Source organism: Rahnella perminowiae, from assembly GCF_019049755.1.
GTDB classification, from domain to species: domain Bacteria; phylum Pseudomonadota; class Gammaproteobacteria; order Enterobacterales; family Enterobacteriaceae; genus Rahnella; species Rahnella perminowiae.
Genome location: NZ_JAFMOS010000608.1, coordinates 1 through 20,872 on the forward strand (window position 1 = coordinate 1; position 20,872 = coordinate 20,872).

At 51.6% G+C, this 20,872-nt stretch carries 14 protein-coding genes; 3 read left to right on the forward strand and 11 right to left on the reverse strand.

Going from position 1 to position 20,872, the window contains the following annotated elements; all coding sequences use genetic code 11:
• The first annotated feature begins 134 nt into the window (after positions 1-134).
• The 3 genes from focA to pflA all read left to right on the forward strand — a co-directional run bounded on the left by focA (position 135) and on the right by pflA (position 4,362).
• Complete coding sequence (focA, locus tag J1785_RS19585; RefSeq protein WP_112287343.1) at positions 135-992, forward strand: formate transporter FocA; 858 nt, start codon at positions 135-137, stop codon at positions 990-992.
• Positions 993-1,067: 75 nt separating this feature from the next.
• The gene (pflB, locus tag J1785_RS19590) at positions 1,068-3,350 is read left to right on the forward strand and encodes a formate C-acetyltransferase (protein ID WP_217220265.1); all 2,283 of its coding nucleotides are present in this window, start codon (positions 1,068-1,070) and stop codon (positions 3,348-3,350) included.
• Between the two features lie 271 nt (positions 3,351-3,621).
• Positions 3,622-4,362: a pyruvate formate lyase 1-activating protein gene (gene pflA / locus J1785_RS19595; RefSeq protein ID WP_015689580.1), complete on the forward strand. Its 741-nt coding sequence runs from the start codon at positions 3,622-3,624 to the stop codon at positions 4,360-4,362.
• Between the two features lie 202 nt (positions 4,363-4,564).
• On the opposite strand, the gene J1785_RS19600 is transcribed toward pflA, so the two are convergent.
• The 11 genes from J1785_RS19600 to J1785_RS19650 form a co-directional block, all read right to left on the reverse strand.
• A complete protein-coding gene (locus J1785_RS19600) occupies positions 4,565-5,710 on the reverse strand; it encodes an MFS transporter (protein ID WP_217220266.1) in 1,146 nt (381 codons plus the stop codon).
• 133 nt (positions 5,711-5,843) lie between these two features.
• Positions 5,844-6,416 (reverse strand): ferredoxin-type protein NapF, encoded by a 573-nt coding sequence (gene napF, locus J1785_RS19605; protein WP_129991225.1) that lies wholly within the window; start codon positions 6,414-6,416, stop codon positions 5,844-5,846.
• Positions 6,416-7,024, reverse strand: coding sequence for a Tat proofreading chaperone DmsD (gene dmsD, locus J1785_RS19610; protein WP_217220267.1), 609 nt, complete (start codon positions 7,022-7,024; stop codon positions 6,416-6,418). The genes napF and dmsD overlap by 1 nt, the downstream gene beginning before the upstream one ends.
• 70 nt (positions 7,025-7,094) lie before the next feature.
• Positions 7,095-7,952: a dimethyl sulfoxide reductase anchor subunit family protein gene (locus J1785_RS19615; RefSeq protein ID WP_217158867.1), complete on the reverse strand. Its 858-nt coding sequence runs from the start codon at positions 7,950-7,952 to the stop codon at positions 7,095-7,097.
• A gap of 1 nt (position 7,953) precedes the next feature.
• Complete coding sequence (locus J1785_RS19620) at positions 7,954-8,571, reverse strand: DMSO/selenate family reductase complex B subunit (RefSeq protein WP_217158865.1); 618 nt, start codon at positions 8,569-8,571, stop codon at positions 7,954-7,956.
• An 11-nt stretch (positions 8,572-8,582) separates the two neighbouring features.
• The gene (dmsA, locus tag J1785_RS19625) at positions 8,583-11,030 is read right to left on the reverse strand and encodes a dimethylsulfoxide reductase subunit A (protein ID WP_217220268.1); all 2,448 of its coding nucleotides are present in this window, start codon (positions 11,028-11,030) and stop codon (positions 8,583-8,585) included.
• An 81-nt stretch (positions 11,031-11,111) separates the two neighbouring features.
• Positions 11,112-13,559, reverse strand: a complete 2,448-nt coding sequence (gene ynfE, locus J1785_RS19630) for a selenate/tellurate reductase subunit YnfE (protein ID WP_217220269.1) — start codon at positions 13,557-13,559, stop codon at positions 11,112-11,114.
• Positions 13,560-13,758: 199 nt separating this feature from the next.
• Positions 13,759-15,051 carry a serine--tRNA ligase gene (gene serS / locus J1785_RS19635; protein ID WP_015696611.1) on the reverse strand — a complete coding sequence of 431 codons (1,293 nt, stop codon included), beginning with the start codon at positions 15,049-15,051 and terminating at the stop codon, positions 13,759-13,761.
• 107 nt (positions 15,052-15,158) lie between these two features.
• Positions 15,159-16,502, reverse strand: coding sequence for a replication-associated recombination protein A (locus J1785_RS19640; protein WP_129952477.1), 1,344 nt, complete (start codon positions 16,500-16,502; stop codon positions 15,159-15,161).
• 7 nt (positions 16,503-16,509) lie between these two features.
• A complete protein-coding gene (gene lolA / locus J1785_RS19645; RefSeq protein WP_129952476.1) occupies positions 16,510-17,121 on the reverse strand; it encodes an outer membrane lipoprotein periplasmic chaperone LolA in 612 nt (203 codons plus the stop codon).
• Between the two features lie 196 nt (positions 17,122-17,317).
• Positions 17,318-20,794, reverse strand: a complete 3,477-nt coding sequence (locus J1785_RS19650) for a DNA translocase FtsK 4TM domain-containing protein (protein WP_217220270.1) — start codon at positions 20,792-20,794, stop codon at positions 17,318-17,320.
• Positions 20,795-20,872 lie beyond the last annotated feature (78 nt).

A 20,872-nucleotide genomic window follows, 5' to 3' on the forward strand; every position in this document is an offset into this window, starting at 1 on the left:
TCTTAAACCACCCCTTTAGTCGTTCATTACAAACCACCAAAAACCCCCCTCGTATGATCCACATCAATTTTTACGTTATACTGCTTTGCTAGTATCTCGTTGCGCAGTGCATAGCCCTGAATAAGAGAGTTAATGTGAAAGCTGACAACCCCTTCGATCTCATTTTACCCGCCGCTACAGCAAAAGTTGCTGAAGATGCCGGCGTTTATAAAGCCACCAAACAGCCGTTAAAAACATTCTTTTTAGCCATTACTGCTGGCGTCTTTATTTCTATTGCTTTTGCTTTTTATATCACCGCCACCACAGGCACCGGAACCGTACCTTATGGTCTTGCAAAACTCGTCGGGGGCATCTGCTTCTCACTGGGTCTGATGCTGGTCGTAGTGTGTGGTGCCGACCTGTTTACTTCCACTGTGCTTATCGTAATTGCCAAAGCCAGCGGGCGTATCACCTGGGGGCAATTGGCACGCAATTGGGTCAATGTCTATTTTGGTAACCTGATTGGCTGCCTATTCTTTGTGGCTCTGATTTGGTTCTCCGGTGAATACATGGTCGATAATGGCTTGTGGGGCCTTAATGTCTTGCAAACCGCTGACCATAAAATGCATCACACATTTATCGAAGCCGTATGTCTTGGGATCCTCGCTAACCTGATGGTTTGTCTGGCGGTATGGATGAGTTACTCCGGCCGTAGCTTGATGGACAAAATGTTCGCCATGATTTTGCCAGTGGGTATGTTCGTCGCCAGCGGCTTTGAACACAGCATTGCCAACATGTTCATGATCCCTTTAGGCATCGTAGTGAAAAACTTTGCGACACCAGAATTCTGGCAGGCTGTCGGGGCAACACCGGCACAATTCGCAGAACTGAACATATCTAACTTTATCATCGACAATCTCATCCCTGTGACCATAGGTAACATCATCGGGGGCGGTTTGCTGGTAGGGTTAACGTACTGGGTTATATATCTTCGCGATGAGAAGCACCACTGATACAACGTGGCAGTCTTGTTACGACAGTTTTACTCGTGATTTTTAAAGAAATCCAAATTAGAAGGTAGGTGCAAAATGTCCAAGCTCAATGAAAAATTGACCAACGCATGGCAAGGTTTTAGTGCTGGTGAATGGCAGAATGGCGTAAACGTCCGTGACTTCATTCAGAAGAACTACACACCGTATGAAGGTGATGAGTCCTTCCTGGCTGGCGCTACCGAAGCGACAACCACCCTGTGGGATAAAGTAATGGATGGTATCAAACTGGAGAACCGCACTAAGGCTCCGGTTGATTTCGATACTGACGTTGCCTCTACCATCACTTCTCACGATGCCGGTTACATCAATAAATCTCTGGAAACTATCGTTGGTCTGCAAACTGACGCGCCATTGAAACGTGCTCTGATCCCATTCGGCGGCATCAAAATGGTCGAAGGTTCATGTAAAGTTTATGGCCGTGAACTGGATCCAGCGCTGAAGAAAGTTTTCACTGATTATCGTAAAACGCACAACCAGGGCGTATTTGATGTTTACACCAAAGACATCCTGAACTGCCGTAAATCCGGTGTTCTGACTGGTCTGCCAGATGCATATGGCCGTGGCCGTATCATCGGTGACTACCGTCGCGTTGCACTGTACGGTATCGACTTCCTGATGGCCGATAAATACGCACAATTCCAGTCTCTGCAAGACGACCTGGAAAATGGCGTAAACCTGGAAATGACCATCCAGCTACGTGAAGAAATCTCTGAACAACACCGTGCACTGGGCCAGATTAAAGAAATGGCTGCTAAATACGGTTGCGACATTTCTGGTCCTGCGACTAACGCACAGGAAGCTGTACAGTGGACTTACTTCGGCTACCTGGCTGCAGTTAAATCTCAGAACGGCGCTGCAATGTCCTTCGGCCGCGTATCTACTTTCCTTGACGTGTTCATCGAACGAGATATCAAAGCTGGCAAACTGACAGAAGAACAAGCTCAGGAACTGATTGACCATCTGGTTATGAAACTGCGTATGGTTCGTTTCCTGCGTACCCCTGAGTATGATGAACTGTTCTCCGGTGACCCAATCTGGGCAACTGAATCTCTGGCAGGTATGGGCGTTGACGGCCGTACTCTGGTGACCAAAAGCAGCTTCCGCTTCCTGAATACCCTGTATACCATGGGGCCTTCACCTGAGCCGAACATGACCATCCTGTGGTCTGAAAAACTGCCAATGAACTTCAAAAAGTACGCAGCGAAAGTGTCTATCGATACCTCATCTGTACAGTATGAGAACGATGACCTGATGCGTCCTGACTTCAACAACGATGACTATGCCATCGCTTGTTGTGTGAGCCCGATGGTTGTGGGTAAACAAATGCAGTTCTTCGGCGCTCGTGCAAACCTGGCGAAAACCATGTTGTACGCAATCAACGGCGGCGTTGATGAAAAAATGAAAATCCAGGTGGGTCCTAAAGAAGCACCAATGATGGATGAAGTCCTGACCTTCGATAAAGTCATGGACCGCATGGATCACTTCATGGACTGGTTGGCTAAACAGTACGTGACTGCGCTGAACATCATTCACTACATGCATGACAAATACAGCTACGAAGCATCGCTGATGGCTCTGCATGACCGTGACGTTTATCGCACCATGGCGTGTGGTATCGCAGGTCTGTCAGTTGCTGCTGACTCCCTGTCCGCTATCAAATACGCAAAAGTTAGCACTATCCGTGATGAAGACGGCCTGGCGATAGACTTCAAGATTGAAGGCGAATACCCGCAGTTCGGTAATAACGATTCTCGCGTAGATGACATCGCCTGCGACCTGGTAGAACGTTTCATGAAGAAAATTCAGAAACTGCGTACCTACCGTGGCGCTGTAGCCACTCAGTCCGTTCTGACCATCACCTCTAACGTGGTTTATGGTAAGAAAACAGGTAACACTCCGGACGGTCGTCGTGCTGGTGCTCCATTCGGCCCTGGCGCTAACCCAATGCACGGTCGTGACCAGAAAGGTGCGGTTGCCTCTCTGACTTCCGTTGCTAAACTGCCGTTTGCTTACGCGAAAGATGGTATTTCTTATACCTTCTCTATCGTTCCAAATGCGCTGGGTAAAGACGATGATGTACGTAAAGCAAACCTCGCGGGTCTGATGGATGGTTACTTCCACCACGAAGCGTCCATTGAAGGTGGTCAACACCTGAACGTGAACGTGATGAACCGTGAAATGCTGTTAGATGCGATGGAACATCCTGAAAACTATCCTCAGTTGACCATCCGTGTTTCCGGTTATGCGGTACGTTTCAACTCACTGACTAAAGAACAGCAACAAGACGTTATTACCCGTACTTTCACCAAGTCTCTGTAATAACTCAGCCTTGTAATCTGGTCTGATAAAAAGGCTCCACTGTGTGGAGCCTTTGTTTCATCTCTCCCTGCCCTGCACTGTCTGCACGACAGTCTGTTTTGCCAGAGCGCTATACGTTGTGGACTTCTGGCAAAGCAGTATCGCCATTGCTGACAATCAACCTTAATGATTGTCTGGTATCATAAACCTGTTGTTTCCAGTTTATCTCTGCCAGGCCAGCATCCGCACACGTAGACTGCTATTCATTGGTCAATATGGAGAATAACCCGCAATGTCAGTTCAAGGTCGCATCCACTCATATGAATCCTGTGGCACCGTTGACGGCCCAGGTATCCGTTTCATTGTTTTTTTCCAGGGTTGTCTGATGCGTTGCATGTATTGCCATAACCGCGATACCTGGGACACACATGGCGGGAAAGAGATCAATGTCGATGACTTGATGAAAGAAGTCGTCACATATCGTCATTTTATGAATGCTTCCGGTGGCGGCGTAACAGCCTCCGGTGGCGAGGCCATACTGCAGGCTGAATTTGTGCGTGACTGGTTCCGCGCCTGCCAGAAAGAAGGGATTAATACCTGTCTGGATACCAACGGTTTTGTTCGTCGTTATGATCCGGTGATCGACGAATTACTGGATGTGTCTGACCTTGTCATGCTTGATCTAAAACAGATGAACGACGATATTCACCAGAATCTGGTAGGTGTCTCCAATCACCGCACCCTGGACTTCGCCCGCTACCTGGCTAAACGTAATCAGCGAACCTGGATCCGTTATGTCGTCGTGCCGGGCTGGTCTGATGATGATGACTCCGCGCATAAACTGGGTGAGTTCACCAAAGATATGACCAATATCGAGAAGATTGAACTGTTGCCATATCACGAGTTGGGTAAACACAAATGGACGGCAATGGGTGAGAAATACGGTCTGGATGGCGTAAATCCGCCGACCAAAGAGATCATGGAAAGAGTGAAAAACATTCTGGCCAGCTACGGGCATAAAGTGATTTATTAAACACCGATATCCTGCCCATTAAAAAGACGCCATCTGGCGTCTTTTTCGCTTTATGAGACTAAGATTCTCAATGAAACCATACCCAAAATAATTGGAGTTGCAACAAGGCGACGAGTGACGAGATCCCGATGAGTTGACATAAGTCAGTGATTCGGGTCCCGGAGCGTAGCTAACGCAGTTGTAGCTTCAAGTATGAAGGGTATCAGGCGGCAGCAACCGGGTTATGCGTATGATCCGCTTTGCGCATCAGCATCGCCAGATAGACCAGCGAGACCACCGCAATCATCACGAACAGCAGGCGGTCTGAATAACTTTGCATCAGTATCGCAGTCATCGTTGGTCCTGCCAGGCTGCCGATGGTGTAGCTCATCAGTAATGCCTGATTCATCGCCACCAGTTCCTCTGCATTTACTTTTTCACAAGCCCAGGACATGGCAACCGGATACAACGTAAAACCAGCACATCCCAGAATGAATAGCGTCGGTGCCATCGCATAACCACTGAGCATCGCAATGCTACCGAGAATAACGGCGAAGATTTGAATACGCAGTACCATAAGGCGTCCGTAGCGATCGGCCAGTCGTCCCACCGGCCACTGCCCGACAATTCCGGCACTGACCAGCAATGCCATCCAGTAACCTACATCCGCATCACTCATTCCCTGATGCGTCAGGAACAACGGCATCAGGCCGTAGAGAGAGCCCAGAACGATGCCGGAAATAATACAACCGTTAATTCCCAGGCGGGCATTTCTGCGTCTGAACATCGGCATTACGGCATAACGCGGTTGCTCACTGTTCTGGTTTTCAATATGCGTCAACAGCAACGGCAGCATCGCAATGACAATCAGCGCCGTCACCCAAGGCAACACGCTTAAAATTGCTGTGGGCACTGTGCCCACCAGGAGCTGCCCAACCACTGTGCCGATGTAATACATGATCATATACGCCGCCAGCAACTGGCCGCGATTTTTGACAGTTCCGCTGCGTAGCAACGCACTTTCCACCACAACCCAGATCAACGCACAACCGATCCCTGCAACAAAACGCGCCGTTATCCAGCTCCAGAAACTCATTGAGAGCGCCAGACCTGCCGTCGCAACAGCAAACAAAATGCAGGAGAGGTAATAACTGCGGTTAAAACCCATACGTTTAATCAGCCCGCCCGCGAGCAAAGTACCCAACAGGTTACCGGTAAAATAAGATGAACTAACCAGCCCGACCTGCCAGGTCGGAAGTTGCTCATGACTGAGCCACAAGGGGACCAGCGTGTTTAAAACAGCGATAGAAATCGTCAACAGCAGGAGTCCGCACAGGAGCAGAGAAACAGGACGGGAATAGGCGGACATAGGATGGTGATGACCACAAAGAGGAAGAAATTGCGCGCATCATGCCACCGGCGGTTTAAAAGTCAATCCGGCAAAAACCAGCCTGAGCACAAACGGAAGAGTGATGATTGAAATCGTTAATCAAGTCCTGAGATTAAGAATTATGATGCTTTAATGACAATGCAATATCACCATGATAACAAACGAGTTTACATTTACCACACCCGTTACATTTCTTGTCATCAACCACAGGTTGATTTTGTTGATTAAAAAATATTGCCGTGCGGGGACACGCAATTTCGCACATCCTGCACATATCATCTAACCGCCCCAGGCACTGAGCCGAAATTACCGGACGCAGACTGATATCCATCGGGACACGTTCATCCAGCGCCCCGCTTTCGCAAGCCTGCGTGCAGGCCCCGCAAAAATCACATTCGGCATAATCGATAGCCAGCGAGGCCACCCTTTCCTGAACGCTTATAATGCCGACCGGACATGCCTGTACGCAGTGCCCGCATCCATCACATTGCTGCAGAAATGCCGGTTCGGCAACGGCCTGAGGCGGACGGGCAACTGTGCGCACCGGCAACTTTGCTGAAGGGGGTTGTGCTTGTTTAATGGCCTGCTTACCCGTTGACAGCAGGCCGCGAAATAATCCACGGCGGCTGACAGTTCTGCTGCTCATCCAGGCCCGGTAAAAGCCAGCATCACGTGGATCGCTCATCAGAAATACAAATCCGCGGCTTTTACTTCCAGACCCTGCAGCTGTTTCCAGCCACAGAGCGTGGATTCAGCCAGTACGGCCACACCCACGTAAAACGGATGTTCGGCTTTCTGCCGCAACAATTCCAGATAACGACCTGCCCAAGGCAGCAAATGCATTGTTAAAAATTCATTCAACAATGCCGGAGAGTTTTCAGCCAGCCAGGCAGACATCATCAATAGCAAACCAATGTGATCCTCTGGTTCTGCCTGGGTCAGGTGCGGTTCGATGCCGTTTTCGCGCATCCACTGCCGAAGCACCAGTGTGGAATCGCCAAACACGACGGACTCTTTGTCCAGATAGACCGAGCCCCACGGCGGCGCAGGGAGCGCGTAAGGGCCTACAAACAGGCGCTGATAAGCGTCCCCGAGACTTTCCTTCGCCAGATCAATCTGGCTGAAATATTCAGTGACCTGCGCTTTGGCATCTTCACTGGCACAGGGCCACAAGGGTGCCCATTCGCTGTTTTCCAGTAATGCAATTAAAGGCTGAACTTCGCGGGAATCTGGCGGATAAAATAAGACGGCGCCTAAAATTTTACCGGTTAAACTGATTGATTCTGCTGACATAATTCACTCTGATTAGAGAGAACACGCCACCACAAGCGACGCGTTCTCTGATAAATCGGACTACTGATCATTAGCCGCTGACGGCCATTCCCACGGTCATATGCAAACCATAGAAAATGGCGCGACCAATCAGCTCACCGGCAAATACCAGCACGAACGCCAGAATCATTGATGCCAGTGCCGGACGCTTGCGCATAACCAGCGGGCAGAACCAACAGCCGAGACCGAGAATGACCAGCACCAGCCGCCAGACTGACAGCGAACCGTATTGCGGGATCAGGGCAGAAGCAGCCTGAACAGAACTGCTGATGCCTGCCAGACTTGCGCTTTGCAGCATGACAACTGCCATACTCACGACCAGCGCAGCAAGACTGATAACCGGCAACAGGCGCAGCCCGCAACCACTGATATTCGCACCACGAAGCAGCAGAGAACCCAGAACCGGACCACCGATCAGCACCGTCAGCCCGAAATGGAAGAAGGTATACGCATTATCCCAGGTCGGCACGGTATCAATTTCATAAACGCGGCACATCGCGTAAACAAAACCGATACCCGCCAGCATGGTGACGATCAACCAGATTTTACCCAGTGCGCGCGGCATCTTGTTGAGCATCGCCAGCAGCCAGTAAATCCCGCCTAAGGCAAAGAAGAATGATCCGCTACCGATTTCATTGCTCAGCGGCGACGCACCCAGACGGTTAAGCGAATTGAATGCCCGCAGGGGCGATCCCAGATGCAGCACCGAGGCGATAAAGGCGACGGCCATCAGCACCCACAGGAAAAACATCGAGAAGTGGATCCGGCGGTACTCTTCCGGACTGCGTTGAGTCAGCAATGCAATGGCCAACACGATAAATGCGCCGACAACACATTGCCCCAGAACCGTAAAGACCATCAAAGGCCATTCATGCCATCCGTTTCCCATCTCAAACCTCCTTCGGATTAGCCAGATAACCCGTGGTATCGCCTACAGGACGGCAATTCGCATTGGGTTTGATGACGATGTTGGGGTGAGTAAAATGTGAAGCTGGCAAGGGGGCTACTTCGGCCAGCTCACCGTATTTCGCACGCAGTTCTTCAACAGGTGCCATATCCAATGCGCGCAGCGGGCAGGATTCAACACAAATCGGTTTTTTACCTTCAGCAACGCGCGCGTAGCATCCGTCACACTTGGTCATGTGGCCTTTGGCTTCATTGTATTGCGGTGCCCCATACGGACATGCCATGTGACAATAACGGCAGCCGATACAGACGTCTTCGTTTACGACCACAAAACCGTCTTCACGCTTATGCATCGCACCGCTTGGACAGACTTTGGTGCAGGCTGGATCCGCACAATGGTTGCAGGAAATGGACAGATAATAGGCGAACACATTCTGATGCCAGACATCTCCGTCTTTTTGCCAGTCGCCCCCGGCATATTCATAAATACGGCGGAAATTGACGTCCGGCGTTAAGTTTTTGAAGTCCTTGCATGCCAGCTCACAGGTTTTGCACCCTGTACAGCGGCTTGAGTCAATATAAAAGCCATATTGAGTTGTCATGTTTTACTCCGTTAAACCTTAGCCACTTGCACAAGGTTGGTGTGAGAGGGGTTACCTTTCGCCAGCGGTGAAGGTCTTTGAGAAGTCAGTACATTAATGCTGCCCGCCCGATCAATTTTTTTGCTATCAGGGGAATACCAGGCACCTTCGCCAAGCGCGACAACGCCCGGCATCATGCGTGGTGTCACTTTGGCGGCGATATGCACTTCCCCGCGATCATTAAAGATGCGGATCATGTCGCCGTTGGAGATACCACGTTGTGCGGCATCCAGCGGATTGATCCACATTTCCTGGCGGCAGGAGGCTTTGAGCACATCCACATTTCCATAAGTGGAGTGAGTGCGCGCTTTATAGTGGAAGCCCGTCAGTTGCAACGGATATTTACTGGCCAGCGGGTCGTCATAGTTTTCGAAACCTGCGGCATATACCGGTAAGGGATCAATCACATCTTCTTTAGAGAGTTCCCATTCAGCAGCAATTCTGGCCAGCTCAGCGGAGTAAATTTCGATTTTACCGGATGGCGTATTCAGCGGATTGACCACCGGATCTTCACGGAATGCTTTGTAAGCGACATGATGCAGGTCGGGATCACGTTTTTTGAATATGCCCTGTTTGCGGAAAGTGTCGAAATCAGGCAGTTCTGGCAGCGCCTCACGTGATTGCTGATAGAGATGACGTAACCATTCTTCCTGCGTACGGCCTTCGGTGAACTGTTGCTCTACGCCCATTCGGCGGGAAAGCTCACTGGTCATTTCATAGATGTTTTTGCACTGGAAGCGAGGTGTGATCACCTGATCGGCAAATATCACGTAATCCATGTTGCCGCATGAGGCATCAAGACAAAAATCCATCTGCTCTGAGGCCGTGCAGTCCGGCAGGATAATATCGGCGTATTTCGCCGATGAGGTCATGTGGTTATCAATCACCACAATCATTTCGCACTGTTTGTCATCCTGCAGAATGTCATGGGTGCGGTTGATATCAGAATGCTGATTAATGAGACAGTTACCGGCGTAGTTCCAGATAAACTTGATAGGCACATCCAGTTTATCCTTGCCACGCACGCCATCCTTCGTAGCGGTCATCTGTGTGCCACGTACAATCGCATCGGTCCACAGGAACATAGAAATACTGGTCTGAACCGGATTCTCCAGCGTCGGCATACGGACAAACGGGATCTCATAGGATCCTTCGCGGGCACCGGAATTGCCGCCATTAATGCCAACATTGCCGGTAATGATCGCCAGCATCGCGATCGCGCGGGTCGCAATTTCTCCGTTAGCGTGACGTTGCGGGCCCCAGCCCTGAGTGATAAATGCGGGTTTTGCCTGCCCGATTTCACGCCCCAGCTTGACGATTTTATCCACGGGAATACCGGTAATTTTTGCCGCCCATTCAGGCGTTTTCGCCACACCATCCGGCCCTTTTCCAAGGATATAGGCCTTATAATGCGCATTCTCAGGTACACCTGCCGGTAAAGTTTTTTCATCATAACCGACGCAATATTTATCCAGGAATGGCTGATCAACCAGATTTTCTGTGATCATGACATGCGCCAGTGCAGCAGCCAGAGCGCCATCCGTCCCCGGGCGGATCGGCACCCATTCATCTTCCCGCCCTGCACCGGTATCGGTATAGCGCGGATCAACAATAATCATGCGGGCGTTCGAACGCTGACGGGCCTGTTCAAGGTAATACGTCACCCCGCCACCGCTCATACGGGTTTCACCCGGGTTATTACCGAACAGCACCACCAGTTTGCTGTTTTCGATGTCGGAAGGGCTATTACCATCCGCCCAGCCGCCGTAGGTATAATTCAGGCCCGCAGCGATTTGCGCCGAACTGTAATCACCGTAATGATTCAGATAACCACCACAACAGTTCATCAGACGGGCGATCAGGGTCTTGCCTGGCGGCCATGAACGGGTCATCGTTCCACCCAGCGTACCTGTACCGTAATTCAGATAGATCGCTTCGTTACCATAGCGATGAATAATATCTTTGAGGCTGCCCGCCAGGGTATCAAAGGCTTCATCCCAACTGATGGGCTTGAATTTTCCTTCACCACGTTTACCTACGCGTTTCATCGGATATTTCAGACGGTCGGGGTTATAAACGCGACGACGCATTGAGCGCCCGCGCAAGCAGGCACGAACCTGATGCAGCCCTTCATAATTGTCATCACCGGTATTATCGGTCTCGACATAGCGGATCTCGTTATCAACGACATGCATTCGCAACGGACAGCGACTGCCACAGTTGACGGTACAGGCACTCCAGACGATTTTCTCATCCGCAGTTTGGGCCGGAGCCTGTAGTTTTTCCGCTCGTATTGATTTAAACGGCAACGATATACCGCCAACCGCAGCTGCCATACCGGCAAGTGTGGTTCCCTTAACCAGATCGCGGCGGCTGATCCCACCGGATGAATGGGTTTGACTGTTGTTTGAATCCGACATTACTGACTCCGTAACGTCCTTATCTGAAGGACAAAAATTTAACTACCCTGTCATCGGCCTGGCGCCTGGCAGGCCGCTTTTTTAGATTTTTTCTATTTGAATCAAATTAGTATGTTGAGGATTGCCTTTCGCCAACGGAGAAGGACGTTGGGTTGTCAGCGTATTCATACAGGCACCATGATCAATACGGTCACCACTCATATTGGCCTGATGCCATGCGCCCTGACCCATAGCCACAACGCCAGGCATGATGCGCGGGGTAACTTTAGCCGACACGCGCACTTCACCCCGGTCATTAAAGACTTTCACTCTGTCATCGTTTTCAATGCCACGGGTTTTGGCATCAATCGGGTTGATCCATACCTGCTGGCGGCAGGATGCCTGTAACACGTCGATGTTGCCGTATGTGGAATGGGTGCGGGCTTTGTAATGAAAACCGAACATTTGCAGCGGGAACTGACTGCGTTTCGGATCGTCCCAGCCTTCAAAGGTTGAGGCATATACCGGCAGCGGACTGATCGTTTCATCTTTTTGCAGTTCCCATTCGCCGGCAATTTTCGCCAGTGCAGAGGAATAAATTTCGATTTTACCGGAAGGGGTTTTCAACGGATTGGCATGAGGATCCTGACGGAATTTTTTATAAGCCACGAAATGTCCGGCCGGATCCCTGCGCTTATAAATCCCCATTTCGCGCAGTTCTTCATAAGCAGGTAATGCCGGATCTCTCGCCAGCATTTTGCCATACAGATATTGCAGCCATTCCCGCTGGGTACGCCCTTCCGTGAACTTGTTGTACACATCCGGGCCAAGACGACGAGCCACTTCGCTCATCATCTCGTAGATGCCTTTACGTTCAAACTTAGCGGACGTCGCAGGCTGGATGAAGATCAGATATCCCATATTCCCGGCATAGTCGTTGGGAATAATATCTTCCTGTTCAACAGTCATCAGATCAGGCAGCAGAATGTCGGCGTATTTTGCCGAGGAAGTCATGAAGTTTTCCAGCACAACGATCATCTCGCACTGCGCGTCGTCCTGGAGAATATCGTGGGTTTTATTGATGTCGGAATGTTGGTTGGTGATGGTGTTACCCGCATAGTTCCAGATGAACTTGACCGGCACATCCAGTTTGTCTTTGCCGCGAACACCATCTGCTTTAGCAGTCATCTGCGGGCCGCGCGCGATGGCATCAGTCCAGCTGAAACAGGAAATCTGTGTTTTTACCGGATTTTCCAGCACCGGCATACGTTCAATGGTAATGGTATAGGTGGATTCCCGCGCCCCGCTGTTGCCGCCATTAATGCCGACATTACCGGTTAAAATCGGCAGCATAGCAATAGCACGTGACGTCAGCTCGCCATTGGCCTGGCGCTGCGGGCCCCAGCCTTGAGAAATGTAGGCAGGTTTGGCCTGCCCGATTTCGCGGGCCAGTTTGATAATCCGGTCCGCCGGAATACCGGTAATCCGGGACGCCCATTCAGGTGTCTTTGCCGTCGCATCTTCGCCCTGACCGAGAATATAGGCTTTGTAGTGACTGTTAGCCGGTGCCTCCGCAGGCAAGGTTTTTTCGTCGTAGCCCACGCAATACGAATCAAGGAAGTCTTGATCGACCCTGTCCTCAGTGATCAGCACATGGGCAAGGCCTGCCACCAGTGCGGCATCCGTTCCCGGCCGGATAGGGATCCATTCGTCCTCCCGGCCTGCGGCGGTATCGGTATAACGCGGGTCGATCACGATCATCCGGGCATTGGAACGCTGGCGCGCCTGTTCGAGATAGTACGTAATCCCGCCGCCGCTCATGCGCGTTTCCGCCGGATTATTACCGAAAAGGACGACCAGTTTACTGTTTTCAATATCTGACGTACTGTTGCCGTCGTTGCTACCATAGGTATATGGCATAGCGCAGGCGATTTGCGCGGTACTGTAGGTGCCGTAATGACTGAGAAAACCACCATAGCAATTCATCAGACGCGCCACCAGCGAGGCGTAAGGAGAAGAACGGGTAATGTTACCGCCTACCACGCCGGAGGTATAATTGATATACACGGCTTCATTGCCATATTTCGCAACAATACGCTGCAAATTACCGGCAATTTCATCAAAGGCTTCTTCCCAGCTGATGCGTTTGAACTTACCTTCACCGCGCTTACCGACGCGCTTCATTGGGTAATTCAGACGCTCAGGATGGTTTATCCTGCGACGGATAGAACGCCCGCGCAGGCAGGCGCGTACCTGATGAGCGCCATAAATATCCTGCCCGGTATTATCCGTTTCAACCTGGTAAACTTCATCATCGCGCACGTGCAAACGTAGTGCACAGCGGCTGCCACAATTGACCGAGCAGGCGCCCCACACCACTTTATCTTCATGCTTTGGCTTCTCTGTCGCTTGCGCCAGTGCTTTACGGCTAAAAGGCAACGATACGCCACCCGCAGCAATGACCAGCCCGGCCAGTGTTGATGTCTTCATCAACGTCCGCCGGCTGATACCACTCTTTACCGTGGTAATTTCTGGTTTGGTTTCTGACATATTCCGCTCCGGTAACGAGGCAATACCCACTCTGACTGCGTGGATACTACTCAGCAGGAGGTATGAAACCTTGTCTGCTATCAAAAAAGCCGGAGTTGGATCAGGTGAAATGAGGATTTCTTAGCGTAGCGCACGTTTTTATGCATAAAAAAAGCGCCCTTAGGCGCTTTTTCGCTATATTAATGCATATATCACGGGCTTAACCGATATATTCTAAACCGCCCATGTATGGACGTAATACTTCCGGCACTTCAATACGGCCATCAGCTTGTTGATAGTTTTCCAACACCGCAACCAGTGTACGCCCCACAGCCAGACCAGAACCGTTCAGTGTATGAACCAGACGTGGTTTTTTGTCAGTTTTGTTGCGGCAACGCGCCTGCATACGGCGGGCCTGGAAATCGCCCATGTTTGAACATGAGGAAATTTCACGATAAGTGTCCTGCGCTGGCAGCCAAACTTCCAGGTCGTAGGTTTTGCAAGAGCCAAAGCCCATATCGCCGGTACACAGGAGAACTTTGCGGTATGGCAAATTCAGCAACTGTAGCACTTTTTCCGCATGACCGGTCAGTTCTTCCAGTGCATCCATTGAATCTTCAGGACGCACAATTTGCACCATTTCAACTTTGTCGAACTGGTGCATACGGATCAACCCGCGGGTATCACGGCCATAAGAGCCGGCTTCTGAACGGAAACAAGGGGTATGCGCCGTCATCTTCAGTGGCAGAGATTCTTCTTCAAGAATTTCATCACGAGTCAGGTTAGTCAGCGGCACTTCTGCCGTTGGGATCAGCGCATAATTGCTGCTGCCCGCTTCTTCACTCAGTGGTTTGGTATGGAACAGATCTTCGCCAAATTTTGGCAGCTGACCGGTACCAAACAGCGTTTCCTGATTGACCAGATACGGAACATACGTTTCCAGATAACCATGTTGTTCTGTGTGTAAGTCCAGCATGAACTGCGACAGCGCGCGATGCATACGGGCGATTTGCCCTTTCATCACCACAAAACGCGCACCCGTCAGTTTTACGGCCGCGGCAAAATCCAGACCGCCTGCCATTTCGCCCAACGATACGTGATCACGCACGGCGAAATCATACTGACGCGGCGTACCCCAGCGGCTGACTTCCTGGTTATCGTTCTCATCTTTACCGGCGGGCACAGAGTCATCAGGCATGTTTGGAATAGCAGAAGCGATATCGCGGATATCATTTTGCAATGCATCCAGTTCCGCTTTCGCGGCATCCAGCTTCTCACCCAGCGTATTCACTTCCAGACGCAGGGGTTCGATGTCTTCGCCACGGGCTTTTGCCTGACCGATAGATTTCGATCGGGAGTTACGTTCAGCCTGTAGAGTTTCCGTTTCTACCTGCAAGACTTTGCGGCGTTCTTCCTGAGAACGCAGCGTTTCCACATCGAGTTTAAAACCTCTGCGAGCGAGTTTTTCTGCAACTGCGTCTAGCTCATTACGCAGCAGATTGGGATCCAGCATGCTAATCCTGTACGTGTCGTTATTGAATGTTAATTTGACGATGCACACTGACTGAAACGACAGCGTGTCAAAGAGTTATCACGGATAACCTTACCGCAACGATAAAATTAGCGGTAGCGTTTTGTCGGGCTATTTTGATCTTGTTCGGCAAGCCATGCCAGCTTTTCGCCGATCTTGCCTTCAAGGCCGCGTGATGTCGGGTAATAATACTGCGTACGGGCCATTTGAGGCGGGAAATAATCTTCGCCCGCAGCATAGGCATTCGGTTCGTCGTGCGCATAACGATACTCGGCACCCAGCCCCATTTCTTTCATCAGCTTCGTCGGTGCATTACGTAAGTGTTCCGGTACATCGAAATCTGCCATTTCCCGGGCATCACGCATGGCTGATTTGAACGCCGTATAAACCGCATTACTTTTCGGAGCACAGGCCAGATATACGATAGCCTGCGCAATTGCACGCTCACCTTCAGCCGGACCCACACGAGTAAAACAATCCCAGGCAGCGAGGGCCACCTGCATGCCACGCGGATCCGCATTACCCACATCTTCTGACGCAATCGCCAGCAAACGTCGCGCCACGTACAGCGGGTCACCACCGGCAGTGATGATGCGGGCGTACCAGTAAAGCGCCGCATCAGGCGAAGAACCCCGTACTGATTTATGCAAAGCAGAGATTAAATCGTAAAAACGATCGCCTTTATTATCAAAGCGCGCACTGCGTTCACCGGCAATCTCAGTAAGCAATTCCGGCGTAAGTGTCCGGTAACCTTTGGCGTCGATTTCCGCCATATCAGCCATCATTTCAATGCTGTTCAGCGCACGGCGTGCATCGCCATTCACCAGCTCCGAAAGCATACGACGGGTTTCCGGCGGAACACGGATTTTCTCGTTGGCGTAACCGCGCTCCGCATTCGTCAATGCCTGATCAATCACTTTCTCGATATCTTCGGAGGTCAGTGATTTCAGCAAATACACACGGGCGCGAGACAGCAATGCGGAATTGAGTTCGAAAGAGGGGTTTTCGGTGGTCGCACCAATAAACGTGATGGTGCCATCTTCAATGTGCGGCAGGAATGCATCCTGCTGACTTTTGTTAAAGCGATGAACTTCGTCAACAAACAAAATGGTACGGCGTCCGGCATCGCGATTCTGCCGGGCACGTTCAATCGCTTCACGAATATCTTTGACGCCGGAGGTCACCGCCGATATCCGTTCGACGTCGGCGTCTGCATAGCGGCCAATCAGTTCTGCCAGCGTTGTTTTCCCGGTGCCCGGCGGACCCCATAGAATCATAGAATGCAATTGCCCTGCTTCAATCGCCCGTGGCAAAGGTTTGCCTGGCGCTAACAGATGCTGCTGTCCGATATATTCTGCAAGGGTAACTGGCCGCATCCTGGCGGCCAGTGGCTGGAATTCGTTTTGGGAAAAATCGAGTGACAGATTACTCAAACTAACCTCACTGACGCTGGTCGTCCACCGTCACACCCTGCGGCGGAGTAAATTTAAACTTGGCATCATCAACAGACGCATTTTGCTCGCCTTTCAATGTATAAGCACTTTTCTGCCCGTCCTGCTCAACGGCAGTGAAGCTTTTGATAGTGCCTGAAGGGGTCACGTTGATCGCGAATTGTTTCAGATTACCGGTCGCCGTTTTCGGCGTTAATTCGAAATCATCGCCTTTCTGCTTCACGTTGTATTTTGCCCAGTCACTGCTGTCATTACGCGTGATCAGCATAAACGGCGTGTTGCCTGTGGCATTTTTCAGCCAGGTCGCCGTGACCTGCTCAACGAACGGGTTGTAGAACCACAGGGTTTTACCATCGGAAACTAAAATGCTTTCATCTGGCGTGGTCATATGCCAGTTAAACAGGTTTGGACGTTTCACCCACAACTGACCTTCACCCTGCTGAACAGCTGCACCATCATCGCTGGTGACCGTCTGTGTAAAACTGGCATGGAAAGTATTAAGTTTACCCAGACGGGATTTAAGGTCACTGCTGGCATCCGCTAATACGGAAGCGGAGGTAAATGCGGTCAGTAAACACCCTACCATTAACAATTTTTTCATTCTTATTCTTACCTCAGAAATCCATAAACTTCAGACGATGCCTTTTACACAGGCAAAAGACGTATGGTGCGAACTCTATCCGAGGCGACGCCCAGAAGGTAGCTCAATCATCTGAAAAAACGTTGTTTTACGCTTCTTTGCACAAGGGTCGCATTCGCGACCCTTCTTAACAAAATACAGGCAGATCGGTACAGTTTTATTCGTGTGACGGCGGTGCCAGGACTTCACGGTTACCGTTATGGCCCGGCGTACTGACAATGCCCTGCGCTTCCATTTGCTCAACAATTCGCGCCGCACGGTTATAACCGATACGGAACTGACGCTGAACGCCGGAAATTGACGCACGACGTTTATCGACAACGAATGCAACAGCCTGATCAAACAGAGCATCAAGCTCTTCATCACCGTCCAGACCTAAACCGCCCCCTTCACCATCATCGCCACCGGAAACAATGCTTTCGATGTATTTTGGACGACCGCGCGCCTTCCAGTCCTGCACGACCGCGTGCACTTCCTGGTCACGGACAAAAGCCCCGTGAACACGAACCGGAATCGAGGAGTTGGGTGCCATATACAGCATATCACCCATCCCCAACAGGGATTCTGCGCCGCCCTGATCCAGGATAGTGCGGGAGTCAATTTTACTCGACACCGTAAAAGCAATACGGGTCGGAATATTGGCTTTAATCAGACCGGTAATGACGTCAACGGAAGGACGTTGCGTCGCCAGAACCAGGTGAATACCTGCCGCACGGGCTTTCTGAGCAAGACGCGCAATCAGCTCTTCCACTTTTTTACCGACGGTCATCATCAGGTCGGCAAACTCATCGACCATCACCACGATAAACGGTTCTTTCTGCAGATACGGCGGCTCCGCAGCCATTCCGTCGCCGGGCTTCCAGAATGGATCAGGAATCGGACGCCCCATTGCTTCCGCTTCCAGTACCCGCTCGTTGTAACCGGCAAGGTTACGCACACCCAGCGCCGACATCAGTTTATAGCGACGCTCCATTTCACCGACACACCAGCGCAGCGCATTGGCGGCATCTTTCATATCGGTCACGACTTCGGTCAGCAGATGCGGAATACCTTCATACACTGACAATTCGAGCATTTTCGGATCGATCATGATGAAGCGCACATCTTCCGGTTTGGACTTGTACAACATACTCAGGATCATGGCATTAACGCCGACGGACTTACCGGAACCGGTCGTACCGGCAACCAGCAAGTGAGGCATTTTCGCCAGATCGGCGATAACAGGTTCACCGGAAATATCTTTACCCAGGACAATCGTCAGGGGTGATGTACTTTCTTTAAATTTCGCACAGTCCAGCACTTCACGCAGATAGACGGTCTGGCGCTTTTTATTGGGTAACTCCAGGCCGACATACGGTTTGCCTGGGATCACTTCCACAACACGCACCGCGACTGCTGACAATGAGCGGGCAAGGTCACGCGAAAGGTTGGAAATACGTGCGGCTTTAACACCCGGCGCCAGATCCAGTTCAAAACGGGTGATCACCGGCCCGGGTAATTTCCCGACGACATCGGCTTTAATCCGGTAATCATTCAGGCGTGCTTCGATCAGATTGCCCATCTGTTCCAGCGCGAACTCATCCACCGGCTCCGCTTCAGCCGGAGGTGAAGTGAGCAAATCCAGCGATGGGAGCGGCGTGGTCGGTTTAACCAGCGGCTGCTCATTACGCATCAGGAACGGGTGGATCAAACTGTCCATATCCGGCTGTACCGATGGCGCAGACTGACGAGGAGCCTCATATTCCTGGGCATGCTGCACGGGCTCAGAGGCCGCAGCGCGCTGATAAGGTTGCTGCGCAAAAGCAGGTTGCGGTTCTTCTTCCGTTTGTGCCGGCAAGGTAAACAGCGGCTCAGAAGGCGTATCGTCAATCAGATCAGCCATTGGCGAGAAACTGAAGGCATCATGCTGGCTGAGCTTCATGGCCGCAGCGGCAAAATCATCCGCTGCAACAGCGGGTGATACAGCCTGGTGACTTTGTGAATGATGATGCTGAAGCACACCACTTTGCGGTTCGACATCCTGCTCATAACGGGCCTGCTCACGCGCCGCAAACGCATTGCGTAATTCGGCCTCCTGCAAGGCGGCGGCATCCGGTTCATCAGCAGGCTCTGCATCGCCATAACGCGCTTGCTGCTGAGCCGCAAAGGCTTGCTGCAATGCTGCTTCCTGCATGGCTTCCTCGTCAGCCTGCGCCAGAGAGTCGTTATGCCATACGCTTTGTTCGGCATCCCGTTGCGTCGTCGCTGACTGCGCCTGTTCCTGCTGCTCTGCCATACGCTGGGAAGGAAGTTTAATGCCATATGAGGCCAGCTCACGGCGCGTAGGTATACGCACCGGATTAGGACGTGGTAACTCAGGGCCAAAGCCTTTTTTCACCTGCGGATTTTCATCGCTCACCGCACTGAAAGCCGGCATAAAGGTGTTACCCACAGAAGATGCCGCTGACTGTCCTGCCTGCGCAAGACCAGTCGCCAGTGCTGCGGTGGCCGCCACGCTGGCTGCCTGACCGGCATCAGGCACCGCTGAACTGAAATCAAACGGAGAACGGGAATGTTCCACTGCCGTTTGCCAGTTGCCCAGGCTCGGCCCATCGTCCTCTCTGCGCTCAACGGGCGCGGGTGATGGGGATTGCTGAACGGGTTGCGGATGGCGCGGTACCGGTGTTTCTTCCGGGATCTCGAAATTGTATAACGGCGGAGTAGCTGCAGCCGGTGCCGGCGGCGGTGCAATATTAGCAACCGGCGGTTCAGCGGCATAAGGATCGGCTGCCGGTGCCGGGCTCACAGCCGCTGCAGGTTCAGCTTCCGCCGGGCTGGCTACCGAAGACGCCTGAGCCGCGGGCTCATTCACGGAAGGTGCAGAAAACAGCACATCATCTTCATCGGCTTCAGCAGCAACTGCCGATGCTGTGACAACGCTTGCCGCAGCGACGGCAGGCACAACTTTAGCGACAGGTTTTGCGTCGTCTTCCAGTAGCGGATCGTCATGCTCGTCGTAATCATAATCTTCATCGCGACGGGAGCGGTTGGTCACGATATTTGTCACACCCAGCACTGCGCCGCCGATCTTTTCAGCGATGGTCAGCCAGGACCAGCCGGTAAATAAAGTCAGACCGGCAGCCCAGACGCACAGCAGAACCAGGGTCGCCCCCACGTTATTGAAGTACGGGGTCATCGCGGTACTGAGCAAACTGCCGATGACACCGCCGGAAGCGAAGTAATACAGGTCATCAATATTGACGGCCGCAAGACCACAAGACGTGACAATGAGCGCCAGCGTGCCAATAAGGCGCAGCGAAAGGGCAAAATAATCGACGAAATCCTGTCTATCCCGCTGACGGAAAGCCGCCCAACAGAGACACAGAATAATAGGGGGTATCGCGTAGCCAAATACGCCAAAGATGAAGAACAGCGTGTCGGCCATCCATGCACCTACACCTCCACCCCAGTTATGAATTGGCCCATGCCAGGCGGTCTGAGACCAACTGGGATCAGAGGGGTTAAAACTCACCAATGCTGCCATTAAATAAGCAGCAAAAATCGCCACCACAACCAGCAAAGCCTCCAGCAGACGGCGGCCATTGCTCAGTTTTTTTAGGGTAACTTCTTTATCTTCTGTATATTCCTGGCTCAAGAAAGGCTCTCCAGGTTCCTGTGAACTGAGAAAAAGCAACAGCGCCGAGACTCCCCGGCGCCATAGCTGTATAGATAC

Excerpts from the sequence above, each read along its gene's own strand:
- pflB (WP_217220265.1), top strand. The coding sequence starts at position 1,068 with ATGTCCAAGCTCAATGAAAAATTGACCAACGCATGGCAAGGTTTTAGT.
- pflA (WP_015689580.1), top strand. The coding sequence starts at position 3,622 with ATGTCAGTTCAAGGTCGCATCCACTCATATGAATCCTGTGGCACCGTT.
- J1785_RS19600 (WP_217220266.1), bottom strand. The coding sequence starts at position 5,710 with ATGTCCGCCTATTCCCGTCCTGTTTCTCTGCTCCTGTGCGGACTCCTG.
- napF (WP_129991225.1), bottom strand. The coding sequence starts at position 6,416 with ATGAGCGATCCACGTGATGCTGGCTTTTACCGGGCCTGGATGAGCAGC.
- dmsD (WP_217220267.1), bottom strand. The coding sequence starts at position 7,024 with ATGTCAGCAGAATCAATCAGTTTAACCGGTAAAATTTTAGGCGCCGTC.
- J1785_RS19615 (WP_217158867.1), bottom strand. The coding sequence starts at position 7,952 with ATGGGAAACGGATGGCATGAATGGCCTTTGATGGTCTTTACGGTTCTG.
- J1785_RS19620 (WP_217158865.1), bottom strand. The coding sequence starts at position 8,571 with ATGACAACTCAATATGGCTTTTATATTGACTCAAGCCGCTGTACAGGG.
- dmsA (WP_217220268.1), bottom strand. The coding sequence starts at position 11,030 with ATGTCGGATTCAAACAACAGTCAAACCCATTCATCCGGTGGGATCAGC.
- ynfE (WP_217220269.1), bottom strand. The coding sequence starts at position 13,559 with ATGTCAGAAACCAAACCAGAAATTACCACGGTAAAGAGTGGTATCAGC.
- serS (WP_015696611.1), bottom strand. The coding sequence starts at position 15,051 with ATGCTGGATCCCAATCTGCTGCGTAATGAGCTAGACGCAGTTGCAGAA.
- lolA (WP_129952476.1), bottom strand. The coding sequence starts at position 17,121 with ATGAAAAAATTGTTAATGGTAGGGTGTTTACTGACCGCATTTACCTCC.